Origin of the sequence: Celeribacter sp. PS-C1 (assembly GCF_019429625.1) — a bacterium.
In the GTDB taxonomy this organism is placed as follows: Bacteria; Pseudomonadota; Alphaproteobacteria; order Rhodobacterales; family Rhodobacteraceae; genus Celeribacter.
The window spans coordinates 456,107-481,874 of the sequence record NZ_JAHXRW010000001.1 but is presented as its reverse complement, the minus strand read 5'-3'; the positions used below and the strand labels follow the sequence as shown (position 1 = coordinate 481,874).

General features: G+C 59.5%; 30 protein-coding genes. 14 read left to right on the top strand and 16 right to left on the bottom strand.

All coding sequences use genetic code 11. From position 1 onward, the window contains the following. Window positions 1-10: 10 nt before the first annotated feature. The 4 genes from J5Y17_RS02415 to folK all read right to left on the bottom strand — a co-directional run bounded on the left by J5Y17_RS02415 (window position 11) and on the right by folK (window position 3,878). Window positions 11-661, bottom strand: a complete 651-nt coding sequence (locus J5Y17_RS02415) for a DUF2062 domain-containing protein (protein WP_219783598.1) — start codon at window positions 659-661, stop codon at window positions 11-13. 18 nt (window positions 662-679) lie between these two features. After that, entirely contained in the window at window positions 680-2,797 is a 2,118-nt protein-coding gene (locus J5Y17_RS02410) for a bifunctional (p)ppGpp synthetase/guanosine-3',5'-bis(diphosphate) 3'-pyrophosphohydrolase (protein WP_219783597.1), read from the bottom strand. A gap of 45 nt (window positions 2,798-2,842) precedes the next feature. Continuing rightward, a complete protein-coding gene (gene rpoZ / locus J5Y17_RS02405) occupies window positions 2,843-3,196 on the bottom strand; it encodes a DNA-directed RNA polymerase subunit omega (RefSeq protein WP_219783596.1) in 354 nt (117 codons plus the stop codon). Window positions 3,197-3,284: 88 nt separating this feature from the next. Next, complete coding sequence (folK, locus tag J5Y17_RS02400) at window positions 3,285-3,878, bottom strand: 2-amino-4-hydroxy-6-hydroxymethyldihydropteridine diphosphokinase (RefSeq protein WP_255571801.1); 594 nt, start codon at window positions 3,876-3,878, stop codon at window positions 3,285-3,287. A gap of 163 nt (window positions 3,879-4,041) precedes the next feature. Here folK and J5Y17_RS02395 point away from each other — a divergent pair, with 163 nt between their 5' ends. The 4 genes from J5Y17_RS02395 (at window position 4,042) to J5Y17_RS02380 (ending at window position 6,811) form a co-directional block, all read left to right on the top strand. Further along, a complete protein-coding gene (locus J5Y17_RS02395; protein WP_219783595.1) occupies window positions 4,042-4,602 on the top strand; it encodes an NYN domain-containing protein in 561 nt (186 codons plus the stop codon). Window positions 4,603-4,715: 113 nt separating this feature from the next. Then, entirely contained in the window at window positions 4,716-5,678 is a 963-nt protein-coding gene (ispH, locus tag J5Y17_RS02390) for a 4-hydroxy-3-methylbut-2-enyl diphosphate reductase (RefSeq protein WP_219783594.1), read from the top strand. A 51-nt stretch (window positions 5,679-5,729) separates the two neighbouring features. Further along, window positions 5,730-6,191: a ribonuclease HI gene (gene rnhA, locus J5Y17_RS02385; protein WP_219783593.1), complete on the top strand. Its 462-nt coding sequence runs from the start codon at window positions 5,730-5,732 to the stop codon at window positions 6,189-6,191. Then, window positions 6,188-6,811, top strand: coding sequence for a trimeric intracellular cation channel family protein (locus tag J5Y17_RS02380; RefSeq protein WP_219783592.1), 624 nt, complete (start codon window positions 6,188-6,190; stop codon window positions 6,809-6,811). The genes rnhA and J5Y17_RS02380 overlap by 4 nt, the downstream gene beginning before the upstream one ends. Window positions 6,812-6,949: 138 nt before the next feature. Here the strand turns inward: J5Y17_RS02380 and J5Y17_RS02375 are convergent, their stop codons facing one another. Genes J5Y17_RS02375 through def (J5Y17_RS02350) form a run of 6 tightly spaced genes read right to left on the bottom strand, consistent with a single transcriptional unit; the run spans window position 6,950 to window position 9,868 of the window. Beyond that, a complete protein-coding gene (locus J5Y17_RS02375; protein ID WP_219783591.1) occupies window positions 6,950-7,189 on the bottom strand; it encodes a GlsB/YeaQ/YmgE family stress response membrane protein in 240 nt (79 codons plus the stop codon). Between the two features lie 3 nt (window positions 7,190-7,192). Next, on the bottom strand, window positions 7,193-7,432 hold the full coding sequence (locus J5Y17_RS02370; protein WP_167600889.1) for a hypothetical protein: 240 nt from the start codon (window positions 7,430-7,432) through the stop codon (window positions 7,193-7,195). Between the two features lie 9 nt (window positions 7,433-7,441). After that, on the bottom strand, window positions 7,442-8,347 hold the full coding sequence (fmt, locus tag J5Y17_RS02365) for a methionyl-tRNA formyltransferase (RefSeq protein WP_219783590.1): 906 nt from the start codon (window positions 8,345-8,347) through the stop codon (window positions 7,442-7,444). Further along, a complete protein-coding gene (gene def / locus J5Y17_RS02360) occupies window positions 8,344-8,859 on the bottom strand; it encodes a peptide deformylase (protein ID WP_219783589.1) in 516 nt (171 codons plus the stop codon). Before def (J5Y17_RS02360) ends, fmt begins: the two co-directional genes overlap by 4 nt. Then, window positions 8,856-9,347: a peptide deformylase gene (gene def, locus J5Y17_RS02355; RefSeq protein ID WP_219783588.1), complete on the bottom strand. Its 492-nt coding sequence runs from the start codon at window positions 9,345-9,347 to the stop codon at window positions 8,856-8,858. The genes def (J5Y17_RS02360) and def (J5Y17_RS02355) overlap by 4 nt, the downstream gene beginning before the upstream one ends. Beyond that, window positions 9,347-9,868, bottom strand: a complete 522-nt coding sequence (def, locus tag J5Y17_RS02350; protein WP_219783587.1) for a peptide deformylase — start codon at window positions 9,866-9,868, stop codon at window positions 9,347-9,349. Before def (J5Y17_RS02350) ends, def (J5Y17_RS02355) begins: the two co-directional genes overlap by 1 nt. 129 nt (window positions 9,869-9,997) lie before the next feature. Between def (J5Y17_RS02350) and J5Y17_RS02345 the strand changes: the two genes are divergently transcribed. Next, entirely contained in the window at window positions 9,998-11,182 is a 1,185-nt protein-coding gene (locus tag J5Y17_RS02345; RefSeq protein WP_219783586.1) for a MalY/PatB family protein, read from the top strand. Window positions 11,183-11,188: 6 nt separating this feature from the next. On the opposite strand, the gene J5Y17_RS02340 is transcribed toward J5Y17_RS02345, so the two are convergent. Beyond that, window positions 11,189-11,536, bottom strand: a complete 348-nt coding sequence (locus tag J5Y17_RS02340; protein WP_219783585.1) for a hypothetical protein — start codon at window positions 11,534-11,536, stop codon at window positions 11,189-11,191. Between the two features lie 299 nt (window positions 11,537-11,835). On the opposite strand from J5Y17_RS02340, the gene J5Y17_RS02335 reads away from it, so the two are divergent. Further along, window positions 11,836-12,810, top strand: a complete 975-nt coding sequence (locus tag J5Y17_RS02335; RefSeq protein ID WP_219783584.1) for a glutathione S-transferase family protein — start codon at window positions 11,836-11,838, stop codon at window positions 12,808-12,810. A gap of 24 nt (window positions 12,811-12,834) precedes the next feature. Here J5Y17_RS02335 and J5Y17_RS02330 read toward each other — a convergent pair whose 3' ends face one another. Then, on the bottom strand, window positions 12,835-13,200 hold the full coding sequence (locus J5Y17_RS02330; protein ID WP_219783583.1) for a response regulator transcription factor: 366 nt from the start codon (window positions 13,198-13,200) through the stop codon (window positions 12,835-12,837). 218 nt (window positions 13,201-13,418) lie between these two features. Between J5Y17_RS02330 and J5Y17_RS02325 the strand changes: the two genes are divergently transcribed. From J5Y17_RS02325 to J5Y17_RS02310, 4 genes are all read left to right on the top strand, one after another. Then, window positions 13,419-14,363 (top strand): threonine-phosphate decarboxylase, encoded by a 945-nt coding sequence (locus J5Y17_RS02325; protein ID WP_219783582.1) that lies wholly within the window; start codon window positions 13,419-13,421, stop codon window positions 14,361-14,363. Beyond that, on the top strand, window positions 14,360-15,274 hold the full coding sequence (gene cbiB / locus J5Y17_RS02320) for an adenosylcobinamide-phosphate synthase CbiB (RefSeq protein WP_219783581.1): 915 nt from the start codon (window positions 14,360-14,362) through the stop codon (window positions 15,272-15,274). The genes J5Y17_RS02325 and cbiB overlap by 4 nt, the downstream gene beginning before the upstream one ends. Window positions 15,275-15,326: 52 nt before the next feature. After that, window positions 15,327-16,511, top strand: a complete 1,185-nt coding sequence (locus J5Y17_RS02315; protein ID WP_219783580.1) for a lytic murein transglycosylase — start codon at window positions 15,327-15,329, stop codon at window positions 16,509-16,511. Window positions 16,512-16,636: 125 nt separating this feature from the next. After that, window positions 16,637-17,380 carry a siderophore-interacting protein gene (locus J5Y17_RS02310; protein WP_219783579.1) on the top strand — a complete coding sequence of 248 codons (744 nt, stop codon included), beginning with the start codon at window positions 16,637-16,639 and terminating at the stop codon, window positions 17,378-17,380. A gap of 6 nt (window positions 17,381-17,386) precedes the next feature. Here the strand turns inward: J5Y17_RS02310 and smc are convergent, their stop codons facing one another. The 4 genes from smc to J5Y17_RS02290 form a co-directional block, all read right to left on the bottom strand. Further along, window positions 17,387-20,842, bottom strand: coding sequence for a chromosome segregation protein SMC (gene smc / locus J5Y17_RS02305; protein WP_219783578.1), 3,456 nt, complete (start codon window positions 20,840-20,842; stop codon window positions 17,387-17,389). A 149-nt stretch (window positions 20,843-20,991) separates the two neighbouring features. Further along, entirely contained in the window at window positions 20,992-21,144 is a 153-nt protein-coding gene (locus J5Y17_RS02300; protein WP_219783577.1) for a hypothetical protein, read from the bottom strand. A 95-nt stretch (window positions 21,145-21,239) separates the two neighbouring features. Further along, window positions 21,240-21,614: a hypothetical protein gene (locus J5Y17_RS02295; RefSeq protein WP_219783576.1), complete on the bottom strand. Its 375-nt coding sequence runs from the start codon at window positions 21,612-21,614 to the stop codon at window positions 21,240-21,242. An 81-nt stretch (window positions 21,615-21,695) separates the two neighbouring features. Then, window positions 21,696-22,544 (bottom strand): MOSC domain-containing protein, encoded by an 849-nt coding sequence (locus J5Y17_RS02290; protein ID WP_219783575.1) that lies wholly within the window; start codon window positions 22,542-22,544, stop codon window positions 21,696-21,698. 219 nt (window positions 22,545-22,763) lie between these two features. Here J5Y17_RS02290 and J5Y17_RS02285 point away from each other — a divergent pair, with 219 nt between their 5' ends. The 4 genes from J5Y17_RS02285 (at window position 22,764) to J5Y17_RS02270 (ending at window position 25,751) form a co-directional block, all read left to right on the top strand. Further along, entirely contained in the window at window positions 22,764-23,966 is a 1,203-nt protein-coding gene (locus tag J5Y17_RS02285) for a hypothetical protein (protein ID WP_219783574.1), read from the top strand. 158 nt (window positions 23,967-24,124) lie between these two features. Next, on the top strand, window positions 24,125-24,487 hold the full coding sequence (locus J5Y17_RS02280; RefSeq protein ID WP_219783573.1) for a CidA/LrgA family protein: 363 nt from the start codon (window positions 24,125-24,127) through the stop codon (window positions 24,485-24,487). Continuing rightward, entirely contained in the window at window positions 24,484-25,200 is a 717-nt protein-coding gene (locus J5Y17_RS02275) for an LrgB family protein (RefSeq protein ID WP_219783572.1), read from the top strand. Before J5Y17_RS02280 ends, J5Y17_RS02275 begins: the two co-directional genes overlap by 4 nt. Before the next feature lie 8 nt (window positions 25,201-25,208). Next, window positions 25,209-25,751, top strand: a complete 543-nt coding sequence (locus J5Y17_RS02270) for an NADPH-dependent FMN reductase (protein ID WP_219783571.1) — start codon at window positions 25,209-25,211, stop codon at window positions 25,749-25,751. Window positions 25,752-25,768: the final 17 nt, after the last annotated feature.

The following is a 25,768-nucleotide window of genomic DNA, read 5'->3' as shown; positions in this document are numbered from 1 at the left end:
CTGCTCCGGATTACGGTTTATGCCCGGCTTTCTGGGCCTGCTTCTTGCGGCGCAACTCTTCGAGCTTGGCCTTGAGCTTGCCGCGACGGCGGTTTTGATAGGCGGTCACCATCGGCAGGGTGATGTAATAGGCCACGGTCCCAGCCACGATCCCCGGAATGATCCCCCCCACCAGATAGGGCAGGAAAATCTCATGCCAGAACCGGATCAGCGCATCCCAATTCGTGACGTCATCCGTGAACAGCGCCAGGAAATTGCGCCAAAAATCATCCGCCGCATCGAAGAACTTGCCAACCAAACTGCGTTCGTGATGGTGGTCGAATTCCGTGCCGAGCAGGAAGTGACCCATTTTCATCGAGATCACACCGATCGGCACATAGGTCAGCGGGTTGCCGACGAAAGTCGACAGCAATGCCGCGATGGCATTGCCGCGCATCAGCTTGGCCAACAGAAAGGCGATGACGAAGTGCAGGCCGTAAAAGGGTGTAAAGACGGAGAACACCCCCGCGAAAACACCGCGCGCGATTTTATGTGGGGTGTCCGGCAAGCGATGGAGGCGATGTTTGAGATATCGAACCGCCCGCCCCCAGCCGCGCTTCGGCCAGAGGGATTGCGCAAGCCATTGAAGTGGCTTTAGCTTTTCCCGGCGTTTGAAGACCACATCATCCCCTTAGCCCCCTCAAGGGCGTCTGTCCAAATTCCTGTATCTGCGCACCCGCGCCACTTCGCTTTCGGCCTCAAGCGCCAGCATGACAGCGTGCAGATGTTCCACATCTCGCAGATCCACATCGACGATCAACCGATAGAAATCGGGTTTGCGATCCACGAAATTCAGGTCCGAGATATTGGCCTTTTGTTCCGCGATCAGTGTGCAGATACGGCCCAAAACCCCCGGATCGTTGGAGATCGTCAGATCCAAAGACACGGTATATTGGGGCGCATGCGGCCCGGCATGCCATTGCAGATCGACCCAGCGATTGGTTTCCGCCTCAAGCTCTTCGAGCGCGGGACAGTCGATGGCATGGATCACCACGCCCTTGCCGCGATATGTGATGCCGACGATACGTTCGCCCGGCACCGGCTGACAGCACTTGGCACGATTATAGGTCTCACCTTCGGAAAGACCAAGCACCGCACGCTTCGCGTCGATCGCGCCACTTTCGCGCACCAGCTCCGGATAGACCGCTTTGACCACCTCGGAAGCCGTGAGTTCCGCGGACCCAAGACGCGCCAAAAGTGCCTCGCTATCGGCCAGGGACATCTGTTTCGCCGCCGTCGCCAACGCCTTTTCAGAGGCCTTCTTGCCCACGTGCTCAAAGGCCACACGGGCCAATTCCCGACCCAATTTGACAAAGCGTTCGCGGTTCTCTTCGCGCAAGGACTTGCGGATCGCCGCCTTGGCGCGGCCAGTGACCACGATATCGAGCCAGGTTGCCTGCGGCCGCTGGCCCTCAGCCGTCAAAATTTCGACGCTCTGACCGTTTTTCAACCGGGTCCAAAGCGGCACGCGGATGCCGTCGACCTTGGCGCCGACACAACTATCACCGATGCGCGTATGGATCGCATAGGCGTAATCCAACGGCGTGCCACCTTTTGGAAGCGACACCACCTCGCCTTTGGGCGTGAAGGTGAAAACCTTGTCGGAGTACATCTCCAACTTGACGTGTTCGAGAAACTCAGAGTGATCCTCGGCATTCTCGAACCGCTCGGTGAGACTCGCCAGCCATTTCGTCGGGTCGACGGCAAAGGGGTTCTGCGCGCGCACGCCGTCACGATAGGACCAATGTGCCGCAACGCCGGATTCCGCGACTTCATGCATTTGACGGGTGCGGATTTGCACTTCGACGCGCTTGCCATCCCGCCCGGAGACTGTGGTGTGAATCGAGCGATAGCCGTTAGATTTCGGCTGGCTGATGTAGTCCTTGAACCGTGTCGGCACCGCACGCCATCGCTGGTGGATCACACCGAGGACACGGTAGCAATCCATCTCAGAACGGGTGATGACGCGGAATCCGTAAATATCTGACAGACGGGAGAAACTTTGCTGTTTCTCCTCCATCTTACGCCAAATTGAATAGGGCTTCTTGGCCCGCCCAAGCACGTCTGCCTCAATCCCCTCGCGCTCCAACTCGGCGCTGATGTCATTGCTGATCTTATGGATCACATCGCCCGTTTCGCGTTGCAGCAAAATAAAACGGCGGATGATCGAGTTGCGGGCCTCGGGGTTGATGACGCGGAAGGACAAATCCTCCAACTCCTCGCGCATCCATTGCATCCCCATGCGGCCCGCCAGAGGCGCATAGATGTCCATGGTCTCGCGCGCTTTCTGGAGTTGCTTCTCCGGGCGCATCGACTTGATGGTCCGCATGTTGTGCAGACGGTCGGCGAGTTTCACGAGGATCACCCGCAGGTCTTTCGACATTGCCATGAACAGCTTGCGGAAGTTCTCCGCCTGTTTGGTCTCTGTCGACGACAGTTGCAGGTTGGTGAGTTTCGTCACCCCATCCACAAGCTCCGCGATCTCTTCGCCGAACTTGCGCGCGACCTCTTGATAGGAGGCTCGCGTGTCCTCGATCGTATCGTGGAGCAAAGCTGTGATGATCGTCGCATCGTCCAGAGACTGTTCGGTCAGGATGGCGGCGACGGCAACGGGATGGGTGAAATAGGGTTCGCCGGAGCGGCGGAACTGCCCCTCATGCATTTCACGTCCGTAGGCATAAGCCTCACGGATCAGATCGGCATTTGTCTTGGGGTTGTAGTTGCGGACCAGTGCGATCAGGTCTTCGACGTCGATCATTTTGGTCCGCGAACTCCGTGGATTGGGGCCATCTGGCCCCGCATCTTAGTTTTGCCCCTGCGCTTCCATCAGCGCGCGCAGCAGTTTCTCTTCGGACATGTCGTCCTCGGCCGGTTTGTCGGCCTCTTGACCCATCAGCAGAGCCATTTGATCGTCTTCCGGCTCATCGACCTCGATCTGGGTCTGATGGCTTTCGATCATCCGCTCGCGCAGCGCGTCGGCGGATTGGGTCTCTTCGGCGATCTCACGCAGAGCAACAACCGGGTTCTTGTCGTTGTCCCGATCCACGGTCAGCGGAGAGCCAGACGCAACTTCGCGCGCACGGTGGGCGGCGAGCATCACGAGCTCGAAGCGGTTCGGAACCTTGTCGACGCAATCTTCAACGGTCACGCGGGCCATGGGATCTCCAATCTTTAGGATTGACGGGGCATTTGTTCAAAGGCTCTATTTAGGGGCTCGGCCCTGCCTTGACAAGCGCCCTTTCCCCTTAATCGGTGCCGATTGCAACCCCGGACATGGGTTTTACCTCGGTTTTCTCATCCTCAGGCCGCGCCGCAAGCATCTCCGCAATGGTTTTATCCAAAAGCGGGTGCCTCCACTCCGGCGCCAAGTCGGCAAAGGGAATCAGCATAAAGGCGCGATCCTGAATGCGTGGATGTGGCAGAATAAGCCGATCCGGCGCACGCACTGTTTGCTCCGTCAGCGGCAGTTCGATCCACTGTCGAAGCGTCGCCTCATCCGGCCGCACCACATCTTCATAGGCCATCAAATCAAGGTCAATCGGACGTCCGGCCCAACGGGTTTTCCGCACCCGACCCAGCCTGGCCTCTACCTCGTGCAGAACCAACAACAACGCCTCGGGAGGACCATCATAGGAAACCTCAGCCGCGAAATTGATATAATCCGGGCCAGCCCCCGCCGGGAAACAAGGCGTCTCATAAATCTGACTGAGCGCCGCAACTTCGACGCCTTTCACCCTCAACGCCCGCAAGGCCTCTTTCAGCGTCTCCAAAGGAGTGCCGGTTTCAGACGGTAAATTGGCCCCGAATGCGATCCATGCGCGCATTTTTGCCGTGCTCAAACTTGCCTCTCGTCCCACGTTTTTTAAGCCCTATCCTTTTCGGCAAGTTCAGCTTTGACGCATTTCATACTATTCCAAAGGACAGAAAGCCAAGAACAACTGACTGTCCCGGAAGATATTGCTTTTGGGGCTGTCCAAAAAACAAAATATAAAGGACCTTTATATGTTTTATAAAGATGAGCGGCTTGCCTTGTTCATCGATGGGTCGAATCTTTACGCAGCGGCCAAATCGCTTGGGTTCGATATCGATTACAAACTGCTCCGACAGGAATTCATGCGCCGTGGTAAATTGCTGCGCGCGTTCTACTACACCGCCCTGCTTGAAAACGATGACTATTCGCCGATCCGTCCGCTGGTCGACTGGCTGAATTACAACGGTTTCACCATGGTCACCAAGCCCGCCAAGGAGTTCACCGACTCCATGGGCCGACGCAAAATCAAGGGCAACATGGACATCGAGCTTGCCGTCGATGCGATGGAACTGGCACCCCATGTGGATCATATCGTGCTCTTCTCCGGCGACGGCGATTTCCGTCCGCTGGTCGAAAGCCTGCAGCGTCAGGGCGTGCGCGTCTCTGTCGTCTCCTCGATCCGCACTCAGCCGCCGATGATCGCCGACGAACTGCGTCGCCAAGCCGATAATTTCATCGAGTTGAACGACCTCAAAGACGTGCTCGGGCGCCCTCCGCGCGAGCCGCGTGACGACGACAGCGACAACAACTGAATTTCAAAGCCCTCGCCCTCGGCGGGGGCTTTTCACTTTCGGGTCTTTTCAGGTGCCGGTCGTTGCACTCCGACCCTTTCGCCGCTACCTCTGAAAAAGATCAGGAGTGCCGCATGACCGAAACGACCCCCAAGCCCCCACTTATGCTCTATCTTGCCGCCCCGCGCGGGTTCTGCGCCGGTGTCGACCGCGCGATCAAGATCGTCGAAATGGCGATCGAGAAATGGGGGCCGCCCGTCTATGTCCGCCATGAGATCGTGCACAACAAATTCGTGGTCGATGGGCTGAAAGAGAAAGGTGCTGTGTTTGTCGAGGAGTTGGAAGACTGCCCCGATGACCGCCCGGTGATTTTTTCCGCCCATGGCGTCCCGAAAGCCGTGCCCGCCGAGGCCGCCAAGCGCGAGATGGTCTATGTCGACGCCACCTGTCCGCTGGTGTCCAAGGTCCACATCGAGGCGGAGCGGCATCACGCCGACGGGCTTCAGATGATCATGATCGGCCACGCCGGTCACCCGGAAACCATCGGCACGATGGGGCAACTGCCCGAGGGCGAAGTCCTGTTGGTCGAAACGCCCGAAGATGTGCCGGGGCTTGAAGTGCGCGACCCGGAGCGTCTCGCCTTTATCACCCAGACCACCCTGTCGGTCGATGACACGGTTGATGTGATCGCCGCTCTGCGCGCGCGGTTCCCGAACATCGTCGGTCCGCATAAGGAAGACATCTGTTACGCCACCACCAACCGGCAAGCGGCCGTGAAAGCCATTTCATCAAATATTAACGCTCTTTTGGTAATTGGCGCCCCAAATAGTTCAAATAGCAAACGTTTGGTCGAAGTCGGCAAAGCCAATGGCTGCGCCTATTCCCAGCTTGTGCAACGCGCTCCCGACATCGACTGGCGCGCACTCGAAGGCATCAAGTCTGTCGGCATCACGGCGGGCGCCTCCGCCCCCGAAGTGTTGGTCAATGAGGTGATCGACGCCTTCCGCGATCGCTATGACGTGACCGTCGAGCTGGTGGAAACCGCGCAGGAGAACGTCGAGTTCAAAGTGCCAAGAGTTTTGAGAGAGACCGCATGATCTCAATCCCCCTTGACGGCGTGACAAAGCACGATATCACCCGCTCCCATCATGGCTGAATTCTACGCATATACCGACGGAGCCTGCTCTGGAAATCCCGGCCCGGGCGGCTGGGGCGCCTTGTTGCAGGCGAAGGACGGCGACACGGTCGTCAAGGAACGCGAGCTTAAAGGCGGCGAGGCGGAGACCACAAACAACCGTATGGAGTTGCTTGCGGCGATCTCGGCACTTGAGACCCTCGGACGCCCCACGGCGATCACCATCGTCACCGACAGCGCCTATGTGAAAAACGGTGTAACCGGCTGGATTCACGGCTGGAAACGCAACGGCTGGAAGACCGCCGCGAAGAAACCCGTGAAGAATGTCGATCTGTGGCAACGCATCGACGAGGCGCAAAAGCGCCACGATGTAACATGGGAATGGGTTAAGGGCCACGCCGGTCACCCGGAAAACGAACGCGCCGACGAATTGGCCCGTGCAGGCATGGCGCCGTTCAAGAAAGGTGCCGCATGACACCTTTGGCGGCCCTCGATTATGCCTCGGTCATCGTCTTCGCGATCTCCGGCGCTTTGGCCGCCTCCCGTGCTCAGCTTGATCTTGTCGGCTTCGCCTTTGTCGCCTGCCTGACCGCCGTGGGTGGTGGGACGCTCCGAGACCTGTTGCTCAACCGCGAAGCCGTATTCTGGGTCGCCGACCCGACCTATATCGTCATCGCCTGTCTGGTCGCAGCGGTGGTGTTTTTCACCGCGCATCTGTTCGAAAGCCGTCAGAAAGCCCTCTTATGGGCCGATGCGATCGCACTGTCCGTCGCCGTCGCAGCGGGCGCAGGTGTGGCGCTCAACCTCGGGCAACCACCGGTAATTGTGGCCCTCATGGGGGTCGCGACCGGGTGCTTTGGCGGCATGATGCGCGATGTGGTCTGCAACGAAGTGCCGCTGATCCTGAAGCATGGCGAGCTTTATGCCTCCGCTGCCCTGGCCGGACCTCTGGCACTCCTTTTAGCATCTCAATTTGAGATTCCGGGGATTTTAGAGTTTATTATATGCGCAATCGTGACATTCATTTTGCGCGCTGGCAGTCTCGCTTGGGGCTGGTCTCTGCCGGTGTACAAGTCGCGGCCACCTAAGAACTAAGCCGTCACGCCTTGATGTACCAAGTCGCCGCCACCGCAAGGCAGCAGGCAACGAACCACCCTCCAGGGCGGAACATTAGCCAGAGACCGAGGCCGAAGAGGATTCGCGCGAGCATCCCCGGGATGGACAGAAGCCAAATCATTTCCGCCCCCTGATCGCTTTCCACGCCCAGATCAACAGCATCGCTCCTAGGACAGCCCCGACAAAGCCTGCCGCCACGCCGGCAAGCATCAAGAGAAAGCGCAGCACTAATCCACCGATCAAGGCACCCAACATTCCGATCACAACGGTGGTGATCAGGTCGGTTTTCAAATCCATCACACGGGTCGCGATGAACCCCGCGGCGGCTCCGACGATAATGAGGAACAAGACCGGCATAAATCAGCGCCTCCGCCAATGGGTCGGCACGATGATCAGTGCCCCCAGAGAAGAGACGATGGCGTTAAGCCCCGGAGAGCCGAAGCCGACGCCGAACATCAGCTTGACGAAATAGGCCAGAAACGCGCCACCGACACAGATGATGATCGACGGCAGGATACCATTGCGGGTGAACCCTGTCTTTTCACAGAGGTAACCGACGATGCCCGCGATAACGACCGTGCCGATCAGGATTGGAAACATGACGCGCCCCTAGTCGAACCGGCTGCCCTTTGGCAGATCCAGCCCTTTCAAAATCTCTGAGACAGGCATAGCACGTTTGCCCTCGCGCTGCGCTGTGAGAATTTCGACCGCGCCCTCCCCGCAAGCGATTGTAAAGTCGCCAATCACCTCACCGGGGGTGCCGGTGGTTTCGACCACTTTGGACATGTGAAACTTGATCCGCTCGCCGTTCAAGGTGGCCCAAGCACCGGGAAAAGGCGAAAGGCCGCGGATTTGACGGTCAATCTCTCGCGCGGGGCGGGTCCAGTCGATCCTCGCCTCGGCTTTGTCGATCTTCTTGGCGTAGGTCACGCCGTCTTCCGGCTGCAGCTCCGGGACGAGTTGATCCAGCGTGTCGAGCGCCACGGTGATGGCGTCGGCGCCCATGTCGGACAGACGATCATGCAGGAGGGCCGTGGTGTCTTCTGCCGTGATCTCAGTTTCTTGGCGCAAGAGCACCGGGCCGGTGTCGAGGCCTGCCTCCATCTGCATGATGCAGACGCCGGTTTCATTGTCGCCTTCGAGGATCGCGCGATGGATCGGCGCAGCCCCCCGCCAGCGCGGCAAAAGCGAGGCGTGGATGTTGAGGCACCCGCGCTTGGGCGCGTCGAGAATGCTCTGTGGCAGCAAAAGCCCGTAAGCCACAACCACGGCGATCTCGGCATTCAGGTCCTGAAACGCCGCCACATCCGCCGGGTCTTTGAAATTCACCGGATGGCGCACCGGCAGACCAAGCTCTTCGGCGCGGGCCTGCACCGGCGTCGGGCGGTCTTTCTTTCCCCGCCCCGCCGGACGTGGCGGCTGGCAATAGACGCAGGCGATCTCATGCCCGGCCTCGACCAGCGCGTCGAGCACAGGCACGGAAAAGTCGGGGCTGCCCATGAAAACGATCTTCATTTCATGGCTCCCGTTTTCTTGGCCTTTTTCAAGAACATCTGACGCTTCACCGGCTTCAGATTGTCGAAATACATCTTGCCGTTCAGGTGGTCGATCTGATGCTGGACCGAGGTCGCCCAGAGCCCGACGAAATCACGCTCTTCGATCTCGCCCGCCTCATTGAGAAACCGCACAGTCACAGCTCGCGGACGGGAGATCACGGCAGACATGCCCGGCAGGTTGGGCGAGGCCTCTTCGTGTTCGCGCAACTGCACGGAGTCGTGGAGTACTTCGGGATTGGCCAGCTTGATCGCTTTGCCGCGCTCGTCGGAGCAATCGACCACCGCGAGCTGCTGCATCACACCGATCTGCGGCCCGGCCAAGCCATAGCCCGGCATGGCATCCATGGTCTCGACCATATCGGCCCAGATGTTGCGAATCTCCTCGGTGATCTCGGTGACCGGCGGCACAGCGGTTTTCAGGCGCTTGTCCGGGTAGGCCACAAAAGGGCGTTCTGTCGGCGTATGTGTCATGCGTAAATCTCCTCGAGACGGGCGCGGGTTTTCGCGTCGAGCCGGTCGAAATGCACCAACCCGTCGAGATGGTCATATTCATGCTGAGCGATGCGGGCCTCGGCGCCCGTCATCTCGCGTGCGTGGCGATACCCCTCGAGATCGGTCCACGCGAGCGTGATACGCTCGGGCCGCGTCACAGTGGCTGTGATGCCGGGGATAGAGAGACAGCCCTCGTCCATCTCGCAGGTCTCATCTGAGAAGGCCACAATCTCGGGATTGATCGCGACAAGCGGCGATTTTTCACCCTCTTTCCACGTCGCATCCATCACGAAGAGCCTTAGCATCGCGCCCACTTGCGGTCCGGCAAGCCCTCTACCGGGTGCGTCATACATTGTGTCGAACATATCGGTGACCAACGCGCGGATGTCGTCGGTGATCTCATCCACGGGCGCGCAAGAGATGCTCAGCCGCACGTCCGGCCAGAGCAGGATCTCGCGCCGCGCCATTAGGGACGAGCCCTCTCGCGCTTGAGCTTTTGCATCTTGCGGGTGATCATCTGACGCTTGAGCGGCTTGAGGTAGTCGATGAACAGCACGCCGTCCAAATGGTCGATCTCATGCTGAACACAGGTCGCCCAGAGCTCGTCGAACTCCTGCTCATGCGCCTTGCCGTCGACATCCTGCCAGCTCACGCGCACCATCTTCGGACGCTCGACCTCGGCATATTGGCCGGGGATCGACAGACAGCCCTCTTCATAGACGTTGCGCTCGTCGCTTTTCCACGTCACCTCGGGGTTGATCAGAACCATCGGCTCCGGACTACCGTCCGCCTCCTTGGCACAATCCATCACCAGCATACGCTGGATCACACCGATCTGTGGCGCGGCAAGCCCGATGCCCGGCGCGTCATACATGGTTTCCAACATGTCGTCGGCCAGCTTGGCGAGCTCCTTGTCAAACTCGGTGACAGGATCGCAATGCTTTTTGAGGCGCGGATCGGGGTGAATGAGGATCGGTTTGAGTGTCATGCCCTGCATTTAGTCAATGCGCATGCATCATGCAACTGGAGCACGCGTGCTTGCAAGGCGGTTGCGCAAGAAAATCAACTTTACCCTCCGTTTCCAACCGATAGGGTGACCTTTGAAAAGAGGACCTCCATGACCCAATATGATTTCGACGCGATCTACGACCGCATCCGCACCCAATCCAGCAAATGGACCATCACAGAAAAAGCCCTTGGCATTCCTGCCTCGAACGATCTTTTGCCGATGTGGGTGGCGGATATGGATTTCGTGGCGCCCAGCTTTATCACCTCTGCCGTGCATGACGTGGCCGACAAGGGTGATTTCGGCTATTTCGCCCATGTCGACAGCATGTTCGATGCGGTCCAGTGGTGGATGAAAACCCGCCACGGCTGGGAGATCGAAACCGACTGGATCACGCCGACGGCCAGCCTCGGCAATGCCATTGCCTTTTCGATTCAGACCTGGACCGAACCGGGCGATGCCGTTGCGATCTTTACCCCGGTGTATCATGAATTCGCCTCGAAGGTCGCGCGCAACGGCCGCACGGTGACTGAACTGCCGCTGACGCTCACAGAAACCGGCTTCCTCCCAGACTTCGAGACCTTCGACGGGTTGATGACCGGGCGCGAAAAGATGCTCTTGCTATCCTCGCCGCACAATCCCGGCGGGCATGTCTGGACTCCGGAAGAACTGCGCCAGATCGTCGCCTTCTGTGAACGCCACGACCTTTTGCTGGTTTCCGACGAAGTGCATCACGACCTGATCCTTTCGGGCCACAACCATGTGCCAACTGCCGTCATCGCGCCAGAGTATCTGTCGCGGATGGTGATCATGACCTCGGCGTCCAAGACCTTTTCCATCGCTGGCACCCGTCTCGGCTGCGTCACGATCCCGGACCAGAAACTGCGCAAGGAATTCAGACGCACCGTGTATTGTGCAGACCTTGCCCCGAACCTGTTCGGCACGGTGTTGACGCGCGCCTGCTACACACCAGAAGGAGCGCAATGGGTCGACGCGCTCAACCGCTACTTGTCCAACAATGCCGATATCTTCGCGAAGGGTATAACGGAGGTGCCCGGCCTGTCGCATGTGCCGCTTCAAGGCACTTACTTGGCTTGGGTCGATTTTTCCGGAACCGGGATGAACGCACCAGAGATCTGGAAACGTGTCACCGAAGATGCACGTCTGGTGCCAAGCCCCGGCGCCCCCTTCGGCACCGGCGGTGAACTCGGTCTCCGGTTCAACCTTGGGACTCAGGTCTCACATGTTGAAGACGCCGTGGCACGGCTGCAAGACGCCTTTGGCGATCTGCAATAGAGCCATTCAGCGCGGCAACAAAGCGATCGGCGCGTCATCGGGCCGGTCGTAATCCAGTGGCGGCTTGTCACTGGCCACGGTCGAGCGCTTGAACTCAAAGCTCATCTCATGACCATCGTCTTTCGTCGCCACGATCAGCGCCTGATAGAGGTGCCGCGTGCCGTCGAAGACATCGACCAGCCCGCGCAGGTGTTCCGTATTTTCACGATCGAGCGCAAAGCCAGTGTCCCATGTCCGGAGGATCGGATAGGTCTCCTCCCCCACTTTCACCCGCAAACGCGAACGGCGCTTGAGATCGCGTTTGCGGGCCATCTCAAGACCTTCAAGCACCTCTTTGGGCAAAAAATCAGTCATCGGGCGTCTCCCTAGCGCTCTTGAGTCACCGCGCATGTCACATCTTGGCATCGCACATGCGCTCCCTTCAAAGGTTGGAGCAAACTTGGTTTCGGTCAAGTTAACCGTTTCGTCCTGCGCCAAGATCGGCCGCAAGAGTCACCGGATTGCCGCAATGCGCATTGGCATCTCGGGTCTCACATCTGGCCGCCTTTCCCCTTTGTGCACTAGCGCACCATATATGCGCCCTGACGCCTGTTTGCGCGCGCATGCAAAGCGGTTACCTCCATGTTACCACAAGCGGAGGATGAGAGGATACTATGGGCTACTTGCAAGACGGGACATGGCACGACGGCTGGTATGACACCACCAAGTCCGGCGGAAAATTCGAACGCACCACTGCGGGATTCCGCAACTGGGTGACCCCCGACGGGCAACCCGGCCCAAGCGGCACAGGTGGCTTTGCGGCCGAAAGCGGACGCTATCACCTCTTTGTCTCCTACGCCTGTCCTTGGGCGCATCGGACGTTGATTTTCCGGGCTTTGAAAGGGCTTGAGGATCACATCACCATTTCTGTCGTGCATCCCGACATGCTCAAAGACGGCTGGACCTTCGACACCAATTTCGACGGCGCGACGGGGGACACGCTTTTGGGAAAACGCTACCTGCGCGAGGTCTATCTGGAGGCCGACCCCCATGTCTCTGGCCGCGTCACCGTGCCGATCCTCTGGGACAAAAAAACCGCGACCATTGTCTCCAACGAATCGTCCGAAATCATCCGTATGTTCAACTCGGCCTTTGACGCGATCACTGGCAACACGCTCGATTTCTGGCCCGAAGAGATGCGTGACGAGATCGAAGAGATGAACAAGCGTGTCTACGAGCCAATCAACAATGGCGTGTACAAGGCGGGCTTCGCCACCACCCAATCCGCCTACGATGAGGCCATCCATCCGCTGTTCGACGGTCTCAATGCTCTCGAAGAACTGTTGTCAGAGCGCCGTTACCTCTTGGGTGACCGTCTGACCGAGGCCGACTGGCGCCTGTTCACCACGCTCGTGCGGTTCGACAAGGTCTATCACACGCATTTCAAGTGCAACAAACACATGCTCAAGGACTACCCCAACCTCTGGGCCTACACGCGCGAACTGTACCAAGTGCCCGGCGTGCGCGAGACCACGCATTTCGATCACATCGTGCGCCACTATTTCTACAGCCACGAAACGATCAACCCGCATCGCATCGTGCCGGTCACCCCGTCGATTGATTTCGACGCGCCGCACGAGCGAGGCTAACACATCAGAAAATGCCGATGCCCGTCAGGGCGTCGGCTTCCCATAATGCGCAACCATGGCGCTGAGATCATCGGGATCGACCTGCTTCTGGACAAAGGCGCAGGCATTTGCCGCATGCTGAAAAATCGACCCGTCAGAGAAAAAGCTTGTGTTCGTTGTGAAAATCACGCGGGTCTCAGGGTGGCGATAATTGGCATAATCGGCGACCGCGAAAGCAGAGCCCTCTTGAAGCACGAGATCCAGAACGATCAACTCCGGAGCACTCTGTTGCAAGGCGGCAATCGCCTCCTCCTGATCTTGCACGAGAGACACGTCCATCCCCTGGCGTTCCAGGTGACGCTTCCAGATCCGCCCAAGGTCCGGGCTGCTCTCTACGATCAATACCTGCATGCACTCTCCGATCATGGTTTTAACCATGATACGTTAAAATTTCTCTGCCAAGGAAAATGGATTCGATAGGTCAAAGTAACGGACCCTTAACTTCGCGGTCAATCGCGTCGGCGCCATGCCTCTCTCAAGAAAAGCTAAGATTTTAGCTTGCACTCCCATCAAAGCCCGCCGAAACACATGCGACGGGGGCCATTAAAATCGCCCCGAGCGGAGGGCCTATGAGCAAACATCGCGATCATGGTGGCGGTCTGGATGCCGCTGTCGCCCGATACGGCGGCGAGAAATCGGAGTGGATCGACATCTCGACCGGCATCAATCCGACGCCCTATCCCATAGGCGACATCGCCCCAGACGCTTGGTCCCAGCTTCCGGATGCCGCCGCACAGGACGCGTTGATCCAATCTGCGCGCAGCTTTTGGAACGTGCCGCGCGGCGCCGCCATCCTTGCCGCGCCCGGCGCCTCAAGTCTGATTGCACGCTTGCCTGCGCTCTGGCCCGTCGGAAAGGTCGAGATCCAAACCCCGACCTACAATGAACACGCCGGCGCCTTTGATGCACACGGCTGGCTGGTTTTGAACAAACCGGACCAAGCCGCAGATGTGCAGGTCGTCGTGCACCCGAACAATCCCGATGGACGGCTTTGGCAACACGGAGAGTTGACCGCCCCCTATGTGATCATCGATGAGAGCTTTTGCGATGTGACGCCGGAAGAGAGCCTGATTGAACGCGTAACGGACGGACGCACAATCGTGCTCAAGAGCTTTGGCAAATTTTGGGGGCTTGCGGGATTGCGTCTTGGATTCGCGATCGGCGCCCCCGAGTTGATTGATCGCTTGTCCGCGCTGATTGGCCCTTGGGCGGTGTCCGGCCCAGCGTTGTCGATTGGCTCTGCGGCACTTAATGATGCGACATGGGGTGCAGCGACAAATATCAAATTAAACAAATTATCTGAAAAATTGGATCTTCTTTTAAAAAATAAAGATGCAAAATGTCTCGGCGGAACCTCTCTCTTTCGCCTTTACGAGGTACCAAATGCCCGCGCCTTTCAGGACAAGCTGGCCAAGGGTCGCGTCTGGTCGCGCATTTTCCCCTATTCGGACACGTGGGTGCGTCTCGGCCTTCCGCCCGAGGACAAATGGGATCAATTGGAGGCTGCGCTGTGAGCACTGCTTTGGCGCTCACAGTGGCTCTTGTTCTCGATGCGGTTTTCGGCGAACCGAAGTGGCTTTGGGACCGCGTGCCGCATCCGGCCGTCATGATGGGCCGCCTGATTGGGTGGGCCGACCGACGTTTCAATCGCGACATGGAAAAAGGCACTGCACGCAAGGCCAAGGGCATTCTCTTGATGCTCACTTTGGTCATAGGTGCCGCAGCGCTCGGGCTTGTGCTGCGGCACATCCCTCTGCTCGAAATCCTTCTAGGCGCGGTACTTCTGGCGCAAAAATCACTGGTCGATCATGTCAAAGCGGTCGCGCGCGGGCTTGAGACCTCACTTGAAGCGGGGCGCCATGCGGTATCAATGATCGTCGGGCGAGACACCTCCGCGATGGATGCACCCGCCGTAGCACGCGGCGCCATCGAATCCGCCGCTGAGAATTTCTCCGATGGGGTGATTGCCCCCGCCTTCTGGTTTCTGCTGTTCGGCCTACCCGGCATTCTGGTCTATAAAATCACCAACACGGCCGACAGCATGATTGGCTATCGCACCGAGCGGCATCGCGACTTTGGCTGGGCTGCCGCGCGGCTTGATGATGTGCTGAACCTGATCCCAGCACGGCTCACGGCACTCCTTCTCTTTCCTTGGGGCAAGAAGCTGTCGCTTTGGCGGGAGATCTTCGCCGAAGCCCGCCGCCATCGCTCCCCCAATGCAGGATGGCCCGAAGCGGCACTTTCACGCAGCCTTGGTGTCGCTCTTTCGGGTCCCCGCGCCTATCACGGCGAAATGCGCGACTATCCTTGGGTCAACCCCCACGGACAAGAGGCCAATCCTTGCGACATTGACGCCGCCTGCCATCGGCTTTGGAGCGCCTGGGCGCTCGTCTTTGTCTGCGTCGCTATTCTGTCATTTGCGTGACATCGCACAGCCCGTTATCCTGTCTCAAATTATGACTTTAAAAGGTAAATCCATGCGTTCCCTCGTCGGCTCTCTCGGCCTCACACTCGCGGTCACCCTCGCCTCTCCTGCCGCTGCCAATGTCTCCTGTGGCGGGAACTTCTCAAGCTTTGTCAGCAAGATGAAGCAATCCGCCGTGCAACAAGGTCACGCGCAGGCCAACGTCGATCGGTTCTTTTCCTCAGTGCGTCACGACCCCTCAGTGATCCGCGCCGACCGCGCGCAGGGCGTGTTTCAAAAAACATTCATCGACTTTTCACGCGCGTTGATCAGCCAGAACCGGATCCAGAACGGCGCAGCGAATGCGTCGCGTTATAAAAGCGTCTTCGACCGGATCGAGCGCGACTATGGCGTCTCGCGCGGCGTGCTTTTGGCCTTCTGGGCGCTGGAGACCGACTACGGTCAGGTGCAGGGCAATTTCAACACGCTGAACGCGCTGATGACCCTGAGCCACGATTGCCGCCGCCCGGAATTGTTCCAGCCGCAGGTCTTCGCCGCACTCACCCTGTTCGAGCATGGCGATTTCGACCCGGCGACCACGCAGGGCGCCTGGGCCGGTGAGATTGGTATGGTTCAGATGCTGCCGAAAGACATCCTTGAAAACGGTGTCGATGGGGATGGCGACGGCCATGTCCGGCTCAAGTCCTCCGCCCCCGATGCGCTCATGTCCGGTGCGAAAATGCTGCGGCATCTCGGCTGGCGCGCGAACGAACCATGGTTGCAGGAAATCACCCTGCCCTCGACCCTCGACTGGTCGACAACGGGCCTGAACCACAAAATGTCCGTGCGCGACTGGGAACGCCTCGGCGTCAAGCCTCGCAGCGGGTCGTTCCAGAACGGCAACCTTCAGGCCTCGGTGCTTTTGCCGATGGGGCGCAACGGACCGGCCTTCCTAGCCTATCCGAATTTCGAGGTCCTGTTCGAGTGGAACAAGAGCTTTGTCTATGTGACCACTGCCGCCTACTTCGCCACCCGTCTCGAAGGTGCTCCGGTTTACAATGCGGGCAACCCGGACGCCGGGCTTTCGGGTGCGCAGATGAAACAGCTGCAACAGAAACTCGTGAACATGGGCTATGACGTAGGCGGCGTGGACGGCATTCTGGGCGAGAAAACCCGTGAGGCGGTGCAAAGCGTTCAGGAGAAGCTGGGCCTGCCCGCGGATGCATGGCCCACGCCTGCGCTGTTGTCGCGCCTGTAAAACAAGGGATTTCGGGGGCAGTGGTCCGGGATGCACAGGCCCTGTGTTATGGCGGGGCTTGCATTTTCTGAGTAAAATAGTTTGTTTTGCGCAAACATCAGAATAACCAGTGAAAGTGACTCGCCATGACTGCCCCCACCATCCGCCGCATGCGGCATGAGCTGAAATTCCGCGACCTCACCGTGGCCAGCACCGAACGCCTGACCCCGCATATGATCCGTATCACATTGAGCGGGGCCGATTTGGCAGATTTCGCCAGCGGTTCGTTTGACGATCACCTCAAAATGATTATCCCCACGGACGGAGACTCGGCGAAACGCGATTACACTCCGCGCCGGTTCGACACCGAGGCGCAAGAGTTGGTCATCGACTTCGCCGATCACGGCGAGGGTCCTGCGGCAAGCTGGGCGCGTGATGTGAAATCCGGCGACACGGTTCAGGTCGCAGGCCCCCGTGGCTCCCGCGTGATCGAAGGCGAGATTGCCCATTGGGTGCTGATCGGCGACGAAACCGCCCTCCCTGCCATGGGCCGCAAACTCGAAGAACTGCCCGCAGGTGTGAAGGTCACGATGATCGCCGCCGTGCCAGGCAGCGAAGATGAACAAGTGATCGAAAGTGCAGCCGATGTGACCTCCCATTGGGTGCATCGTCCGATGGATCAGGCGACCGAGGCTCAGCCCTTCTTGGATGCTCTGCCGCAGATCGCGTTGACGCCCGGCACCTTCGTCTGGATCGCCACCGAGGCCGGGATCGCCAAGCAATTGCGCGAGGCTGTTCTCGACATGGGTCATCCTCTGCAATGGCTGAAGGCGGCGGGTTATTGGATCAACGGCGAGGCCGAAGCCTCGATCAAGGATTTGGACGCCTAAGGCCGGTTAGGCCACCAGCGCCTCGGCCTTTTTCAGGTCCACGGACACCAGCTGCGACACACCTTGTTCCTGCATGGTCACGCCAAACAGGCGGTCCATGCGGGCCATCGTCACAGCGTGGTGGGTGATCACCAAAAACCGCGTATCGGTGCGCTGGGTCATCTCGTCGAGCATGTCGCAGAACCGCGTCACGTTGGCGTCGTCCAGCGGCGCGTCGACCTCGTCCAGCACACAGATCGGCGCCGGGTTCGCCATGAACACGGCAAAGATCAGCGCCAGTGCGGTGAGCGTCTGTTCGCCCCCCGACAAGAGCGACAGCGTCGACAATTTCTTGCCCGGCGGCTGACACATGATCTCAAGACCGGCCTCCAGCGGATCGTCGCTTTCGACCATCATGAGCCGCGCTTCACCACCGCCAAACAGGTGGGTGAAGAGCATGGAGAAATTGCTGTTCACCTGCTCGAAGGCGGTCAGCAAACGCTCGCGCCCTTCACGGTTCAACGACGCAATCCCGGAGCGCAGCGTCTTGATCGCCTCTTCCAAATCCTGCTTTTCTTTCAAAAGGGTGTCGTGTTCCTCACGCACCTCTTTCGCATCTTCCTCGGCCCGAAGGTTCACCGCCCCAAGGCTATCGCGCAGGCGTTTCAACCGGTTCACATCTACCTCGATCACCTCATGCGAGGGGATTTTCTCCGGTTCGATGTCGAGCTCTTCCAAAAGTTTCGCGGGCGTGGTTTCCAACTCTTCGCGGATACGCTCAAGCGCCGCCTCGACGGTCTCTTTCGCTGCGTCGCGACGGGCCTCTGACGCAGCACGGGTCTCACGCGCCTCCGACGCCAAACGCTCCGCCTCACGCTCCGCATGAACCGCCTCGCGCAGCCCCTCTTCGGCCACGGCCAGACCATCGGACGCGCGTTTGCGACGATGCTCCGCCTCCTCAATTTGCGCCATCAGGGCCTCGCGCTTTTCGGCGATTTCCTCGGGTTGGGCGGCGGCTTCGTAAAGTTCTTCTTCGGTCGCTTCCTTGCGATCCTGAAGCTCGGCAATCCGTTTGCCAGCCGTCTCAAGACGATGCCGCCAGCCGGACAATTCCTTGGTAACTTCCTGCGAACGACGCGTGCGTGCTTCACCTTCGCGGCGGATTTCATCATGCGAAGACCGCTTCGTCATCATAGTGATTCGCGCGGCCTCGACCGCAAGTTTCACCTCTTCGATGTCCGACCGCGCGGCTTGCAAATCCGGCAGGTCCTTCACCGTTTTTTCCGCCTCGCGCAGACGTTGCTCCGCCCCCCGTGCCTCTTCCTCGTGGCGCGCCACGGCGAGGCCAAGGTTTTCGACCTTCCCCTCTGCCAAGGTCTTTTCATTCTCGACCTTCGACAGGGTCCGCGCGGCTTCGGACATGGCGCGGTCCGCATCGCGGCGGGCTTCGCGGGCCATACGATCCGCCTCGGTCAGGCGGGTCAGTTCCGCTTTGAGATGCTCATGCGCCTGCGCCGCACCAGCAGCCTTGGCCTCTGCCGCGACGAGTTCCTGTTTCAGGTCTTCGAGCCGGTTGAGCTGTTGCAACCGCAGTGCCGCAGCTGACGGCGCATCTTCGGCGCCTGCGCGATACCCGTCCCAACGCCACATATCACCTTCGATAGAAACAAGCCGTTGCCCCGGCTCAAGATCGGCTTGCAACCGCGCGCCGTCCTCGGCCCGTACCAACCCGATCTGCGCCAGACGACGGCCCAGAACCGGCGGTGCGGTAACGTATTCCTCAAGCGCCTCTACCCCGTTGGGCAGGTCCTGATCATCTGGGTAGTCCGGCAAAGTGACCCAACCGGAGGCCTGATAGCTCTCAATCGAAGGCTGTCTTAAATCGTCAGAAAGCGCCGCACCGAGCGCTTTTTCATATCCTGATTTGACTTTCACCAAATCCAAAAGCTGCGCGCCGCCGATCTGGTCGCGGTCGAGCATCTTCGCCAAGGCTGCAACTTCCGCCTTCAGCGCGCCCACTTCGCCCTCGGCCTCGGAGCGGGCCGCACGGGCCAGCGCCTCGCGCGATTGCGCCTCGGTCCGGGCCTCGTCGGCCTCAATCAACATCGCCTCGGCCTCTTCGGTGCGGGCAACGGCCTCCTCCTGCTGTGCTTCAGCTTCATCCAGCGCCTCTGCGGATTGCGCCAGCGTTTCGCGCGCCGTCTCAACCGCGCCCCGCGCCCGATCCGCCTCGCCGCGCGCGCGATCCAATGTCTTGCGATTGTCCTCAACCAGACGCGTCGCCGACTGATGGCGTGCCGCCAGACGAGCGACGTCCTCAGTCATTTCGGTCAGCGTGGTTTCACGATCCGCCAAAATCTGGCTGGCTTCCGAGGCCTCGGCGGAGGCTTCCAACAACTTCGGCTCATGGCCTTCGGCGGCTTTGATCAGCTCGCGCTGTTCCCATTCGAGACGCGAAATCGTCTCGCCTGCGTCCTTGTTGAGCTGCTCTTCCCGCGCCATGTCGGCGACCAGTTGGTCAATGCGGCGCGACAGGGTTTCGATCATTTCGCGAGCGCGGCGCTCCTCATCAGAGAGCTGATCGCGTGACACGGTGAGACGTTGCAAGACGGCCGCCGCAATCGCCTCTTCCTCGCGCAGGGGCGGCAAGGCCTCTTCGAGTTTCTCACGCTGTTTCGCGGCGTCACGCGCAAGGCGTTCTGCCTCAGAGGCCTGTTTCAACCGAGTGCGCAAGACGTCTTCGGCCTCGGCCCGAGCCAGATCGGCATCGCGCCAGCGGCGATAGTGCAAAAGCCCCTCGGCGTGACGCAGCTCCGTGCCGATCTCGCGGTAGCGCGCGGCCTGGCGGGCCTGACGCGCAAGCGAGGCCAATTGGCTCGCAAGCTGCTCGATCACGTCATCGACGCGGGCGAGGTTGGTCTCCGCGCCTTTGAGTTTCAGTTCCGCCTCGTGGCGGCGCTGATAAAGCCCAGAAATCCCTGCGGCTTCTTCGAGAATGCGTCGGCGAGCCTTCGGTTTGGCGTTGATCAACTCTGAGATTTGACCCTGACGCACAAGCGCCGGCGAATGGGCACCGGTGGAGGCATCGGCAAAGAGCATCGAGACGTCGCGCGCCCGCACGTCTTTCGTGTTCACCTTATAGGCGGAGCCCGCGTCGCGGGTGATGCGGCGGATGATCTCGACCGAGTCGCTGTCGTTGAACCCCGCGGGCGCGAGGCGCTCCGAGTTGTCGATCATCAGGCAGACTTCGGCGAAATTGCGCGCGGGCCGGGTTGAAGCACCCGCGAAGATCACGTCTTCCATGCCCGCGCCCCGCATCGCCTTGGGGCGGTTCTCGCCCATCACCCAGCGCAGCGCCTCCAAAAGATTCGATTTCCCGCAGCCGTTCGGGCCGACAACGCCCGTCAGCCCATCCGCGATCACAAGATCGGTGGGGTCCACAAAGCTTTTGAAGCCATTGAGACGCAGACGGGTGAAACGCAAACGAAAACTCTTTTCTGATTCCTACAGATGAAAATTCTTTGGGAGGGGCGGACGTGAGTCAACGGTGAAGCCGCGAGATATGGGGAAAACCGGAGAGTTATCCACAAAATATCGCATTCACGCGCCGCAAATCAGCCAGCCGGAGCGACTTACTTCTCAGTCTTCTTTTGGGCTGCGGCTTTCATCCGGGCCAAAAGCTCGGCTTTGGGCGCGGCTTTACCAGCCGGAGCCTGACGTTTGTGTTCGCCATGTTTGGGAGCTGCGGAGGCCTTTTTCGGGCCACCCATTTTCGAATAATCCATCGGGATACCTCATGAGAGTTGGCAGATGTGATGCCTTGAAATCGTGGCGCGGGCAAGCCCCGACGCACGGCACACACCTCTCATGAGTGCTGTGCTCAGCGCCAGGGCATCGTGTTGCAGGTGCCCGGCACCCAATCCTTCGCCCCCGGCCCTTCGGAACAGTCCAGCTGACCTTTCGACATCGCCTGATCCCCGATGAAGGTGCCTTTCTTCACATTGCACTGGGTGACCTGCTTCGCGGCGGCTTCCATTTGCATCAGGATCTCCAGACGCGACGGCGGCGGAAAGACGAAATTAACGCGATGGACCTCGACGCAATTGCGGGTCTCTTCGGTATAAACGCGGTAGCTGTTGCCGCCGAGTTCGACTGTGGAAAAGGCCGCGCGCGAATAGCCCAGCGCAGGGCTATCCACCATGCAGGCTGGGAGCATAAGCGCGAGCGCAGAAAGAGGCATAAGACGGAGTTTCATGACGAGAGAGTGCGTCAGCTTGGTTAACTGATCGTTAACGCCACTCCATGCCCGGTCATTTCACGCCCGCAACTGCGTCAGCTAAAACGACTGCATCCCGCCGCGCTTCGGATCAAGCAGGTTGGACGGCCCGGTTTCCAGCACCTCGACCTCATCACCGAGCACCATGCTGCCCTCTTCCTCAACGACCATATTCTGACCGAAGATGATTTGGCCGGACACGGACCGGTGAATGCGGCGCAGCGTCGCCAAGGGTTCGTGCGGATGGGTTTGCTCGCCGGTTTGCGGGTCTTGGGTCGTCATCACACAGCGATCACAGGGTTTTACGATCCGCAAAATGGTCGAGCCGATACGCAGCACACGCCATGTGTCCTCGCTCCAGGGTTCGATATCGCCCGCGATCACGACATTGGGCCGAAAACGGCGCATTTCGACCGGAGAGGCCAGTTCCGCGTTCAACTCCGCCAAGGAGGCCTGAGTGGTCAAAAGCAGCGGAAAACCGTCGGAGAGCGCCGTAAAATGACCATCCGGAGCATAGATGCGATCCACAGGACGGCGCGCATGGTCAGGAAAATAAACCAGCCGCACCTCGCGTTCGAGCGCAGAAGACAGGAAATGCGAGGCATAGTTGCCGGCATCTTCCACCCCTTCGACCTCGGTCGAGAACACGCGGACCGAAACGGCCGCACCGCTGGGGAAAGGCACATCAAGACGGCTGCCCTCAAATGAAATCGAGACACCGATCTCCGTATCGACCGCATTCAAATGCGCCATATGGGGCAATTCCCGCCGCGTGGCTACCTTCCCATTCGGGTAGACAACGGCCCAGCGTCGGTCGCCTGCAATACCCATGGACTGAACCTTGACGGCGGCATGATCCGTCCCGGTCAAGCTCTTCACCGGGTAGGTGGTGATGCGCGCCAGCTTCATTGTCCCCTCGAGCAGATTTCAAGATTTGCCTCCTCCTAAACGATTCGGTCTGAAAAGAGCAGTTGGCTCAAAAGACAGGCTCGTCATCTGGGCCGTCACTTTGCGACAAAATGCCGACGCCGGGCTCCGGGAGAGCCTAACGACAGTTTGACATGTATCAAAGATATAGGTTTTGCCTCCATTATATTCGACAAAACGAATATGAATGGGAGACCGTTGATGAAACCATCTCACGCGACGCACCACTACGTGCCAACGTATTTTCTCGCCTCATTGGGCGCGGGTGGCCTTTCTGTCACCTTCTTCATGTATCTGATGTTCTGGGTGCCGCATCCCGGTCGCCCTGTTCCGGTGTTTGAGGACATCTTGGCCGCATGGGCCGCAGGAAGCCTGCCCATGCGCTTCGGGATCGCGGCCGCCATCGCGGGTATTGCCGTGTTCGTCTTTCTCAACCTCAAACTTTTGATCTGGAACCTGAACCAATATGCGGCGCTGAAGAAAACCGAGCGCTACACGCAGCTGCGCAACTCGAATGCCGAGTCCACACTTTTGGCGATGCCTTTGGCGCTGGCCATGTCGGTAAACGGGCTGTTCATCGCGGGGCTGGTTTTTGTACCGAACCTCTGGTCCATCGTGGAATATCTCTTTCCCTTCGCGATGATCGCCTTTGGGCTGATCGGCTGGATTGCCCTGTCGACCATCGGTGACTTCCTTGGGCGTGTTCTGTCAAAAGGCGGTGTGTTCGATGTGACCGCGCACAACTCTTTTGCCCAGATGCTTCCGGCTTTTGCACTTTCGATGATCGGCGTCGGATTTGCCGCGCCTGCCGCCATGTCACATGTGCCCTGGGTGGTTGCGACCGCTCTGGTGCTGTCGACCTTCTTTGCCGTGGCCGCACTGATCTACGCGCTCGTGGCACTGACCACTGCGTTCAACTCGATGCTGCATTACGGCACACACGAAGAATCCGGCCCCACGCTTTTGATCGTGATCCCCATCGTGACAATCCTCTCGATCCTCTTCCTGCGTCAAAACCACGGGCTGCATACCTTTGACGGCCATTCCGACCCGGCCAGCACGATGATGTTCCTCGCCCGGATGCTGTCGCTACAGGTCGTCTTCCTTGGCCTCGGTCTCGTCGTGTTGAAACGTCAGGGCTATCTCACGGATTTCGTCTTTGGTTCGAAAACCTCGGCGGGGTCTTATGCGCTCGTCTGTCCGGGAGTTGCGCTCTCCGTCCTGATCCAGTTCTTCGTGAATTCGGGTCTGGTGCAGGCCGGCGTCCTCACAAAGTTCGGCGTTACCTATTGGATCCTAACCGCCATCGCCATCGCGTTCCAAGTCGCCATGATCGCCTTGGTGGTCCGCCTCAACAGACAGCATTTCGCACGTTCGACCGCCGACCCCGTGCCTGCGGAATAAGCGAAACCGTTCACTCTGTTCCGCGCGCGTCACGCTCTCTGCGCGGCGCGCGTTCTCTTGCCGCTTCTGCGCTTGCGACCACGTCCCTGCATTGTAAACTCGCGGCTTATGGCCTGACATGGGCCCAACAGCGATCACAAACGAGGTGCGGCGGCGGCATGATCTTTCATTTTGGACTTTTTCTGGGGTTCCAGCTGGTCGGCGAAATCCTCGCCCGTACACTGTCCCTGAACCTCCCCGGCCCAGTGGTCGGCATGATCCTCTTGGCCGCCCTCCTTTTGCTACAACCTCGCATCGGCCACGCCATTGAGAAAACCGCCACCGGATTTCTCTCGCATTTGTCTCTGCTGTTCGTGCCTGCGGGCGTCGGTGTGGTGCAATATCTCGACCAAGTCTCCGACATCGGCCTGCCACTTGCAGCCGCTCTTGTGGGGTCCACCGTCCTGTCCATCGCGGCGGGGGCTTTGACCTTCAAATATGTGAACCGCGTAAGAGGCGTCCCCGACGAGACCCCCGAATGAACGAAATTCTTAACATCTGGAGTTACCTCTCCGAAGGGCCGCTGTTGTGGCTGACAGTGACGCTTTTCGCCTATCTGATCGGTCTCGGCTGCTTCAACCTGTCGGGCAACAAGCCCGTGGTGAATCCCGTTCTGATCTCGATGATCCTGCTCTCCGCGCTTTTGAAACTCACCGACACCAGCTACGCGACCTATTTCGAAGGCGCGCAATTCGTGCATTTCATGTTGGGCCCGGCCACTGTCGCCCTCGCGGTTCCGCTTTGGCAGAACTGGCAGCGCGTCAAAGCCGCTGCCGTTCCCATGCTGGCCGCGCTGGTTGTGGGCGGCACCGTCTCCATGATCTCCGCCGTCGCCATTGGCTATGCCTGCGGGCTGCGCGGCGAATTGTTGCTCTCCTTGGTGCCCAAAGCCGCGACCTCACCCGTCGCCATCGGTGTCTCTGAGGCCATCGGCGGCTTGCCGACGCTCACCGTGGCGCTGGTGCTGATCACCGGGGTGATCGGTGCGGTGGTGACCACGCCTTTGCTAAATGCCTTGCGCATCCGCGACTACCGCGGCCGCGGCTTTGCCACCGGCGTGGCCGCCCATGGCATCGGCACCGCGCGGGCCTTTCAGGTCCACGGCACGGCGGGGGCTTTTGCGGGCATCGGCATGGTGTTGAACGCCATCCTGACCGCCCTTGTCGCGCCGCTCTTCGTTCACCTGTTTTTCTAGGAGCCAATATGACTCTGAACCTCCTCGGCATTTCCGGCGCTCTGCGGGCACAGTCGACCAACACCAAGTTGATGCATGAGGCCGTGCGCCTGTTTGGCCCCTGCGACTTCACCCGCGCTGATCTGCGCCTACCGCTTTATGACGCAGATCTGGAGGCCGAGGGAATGCCCGAGGCGGTCACAACATTGGCCGAGCAGATCCGTGACGCCGATGCCGTGGTGATCTCAACGCCAGAGTATAACAAGATGATCCCCGGCCTCTTGAAAAACGCGCTCGACTGGATCAGCCGCACAGGTCTAAAACCTTGGGAGCACAAACCCGTCGCGATCATGTCCGCGGCGGCAGGGCGCGCGGGTGGTGAACGATCGCAATATAGCCTGCGGTGGGCCATGACGCCCTTCAACGCGCATCTTCTACAAGCGCCAGAGGTCTTGGTCGCGAACAGTTCCAACGCCTTCGACGATCAGGGGCGCCTCACGAATGATCGCACGATTGCGGGGCTTGAAAAGCTGATGAGCACGTTGCGCGAGGCGGCTTCAAAGCCGGTTTGAGGCCAAGGTCGCTCTTT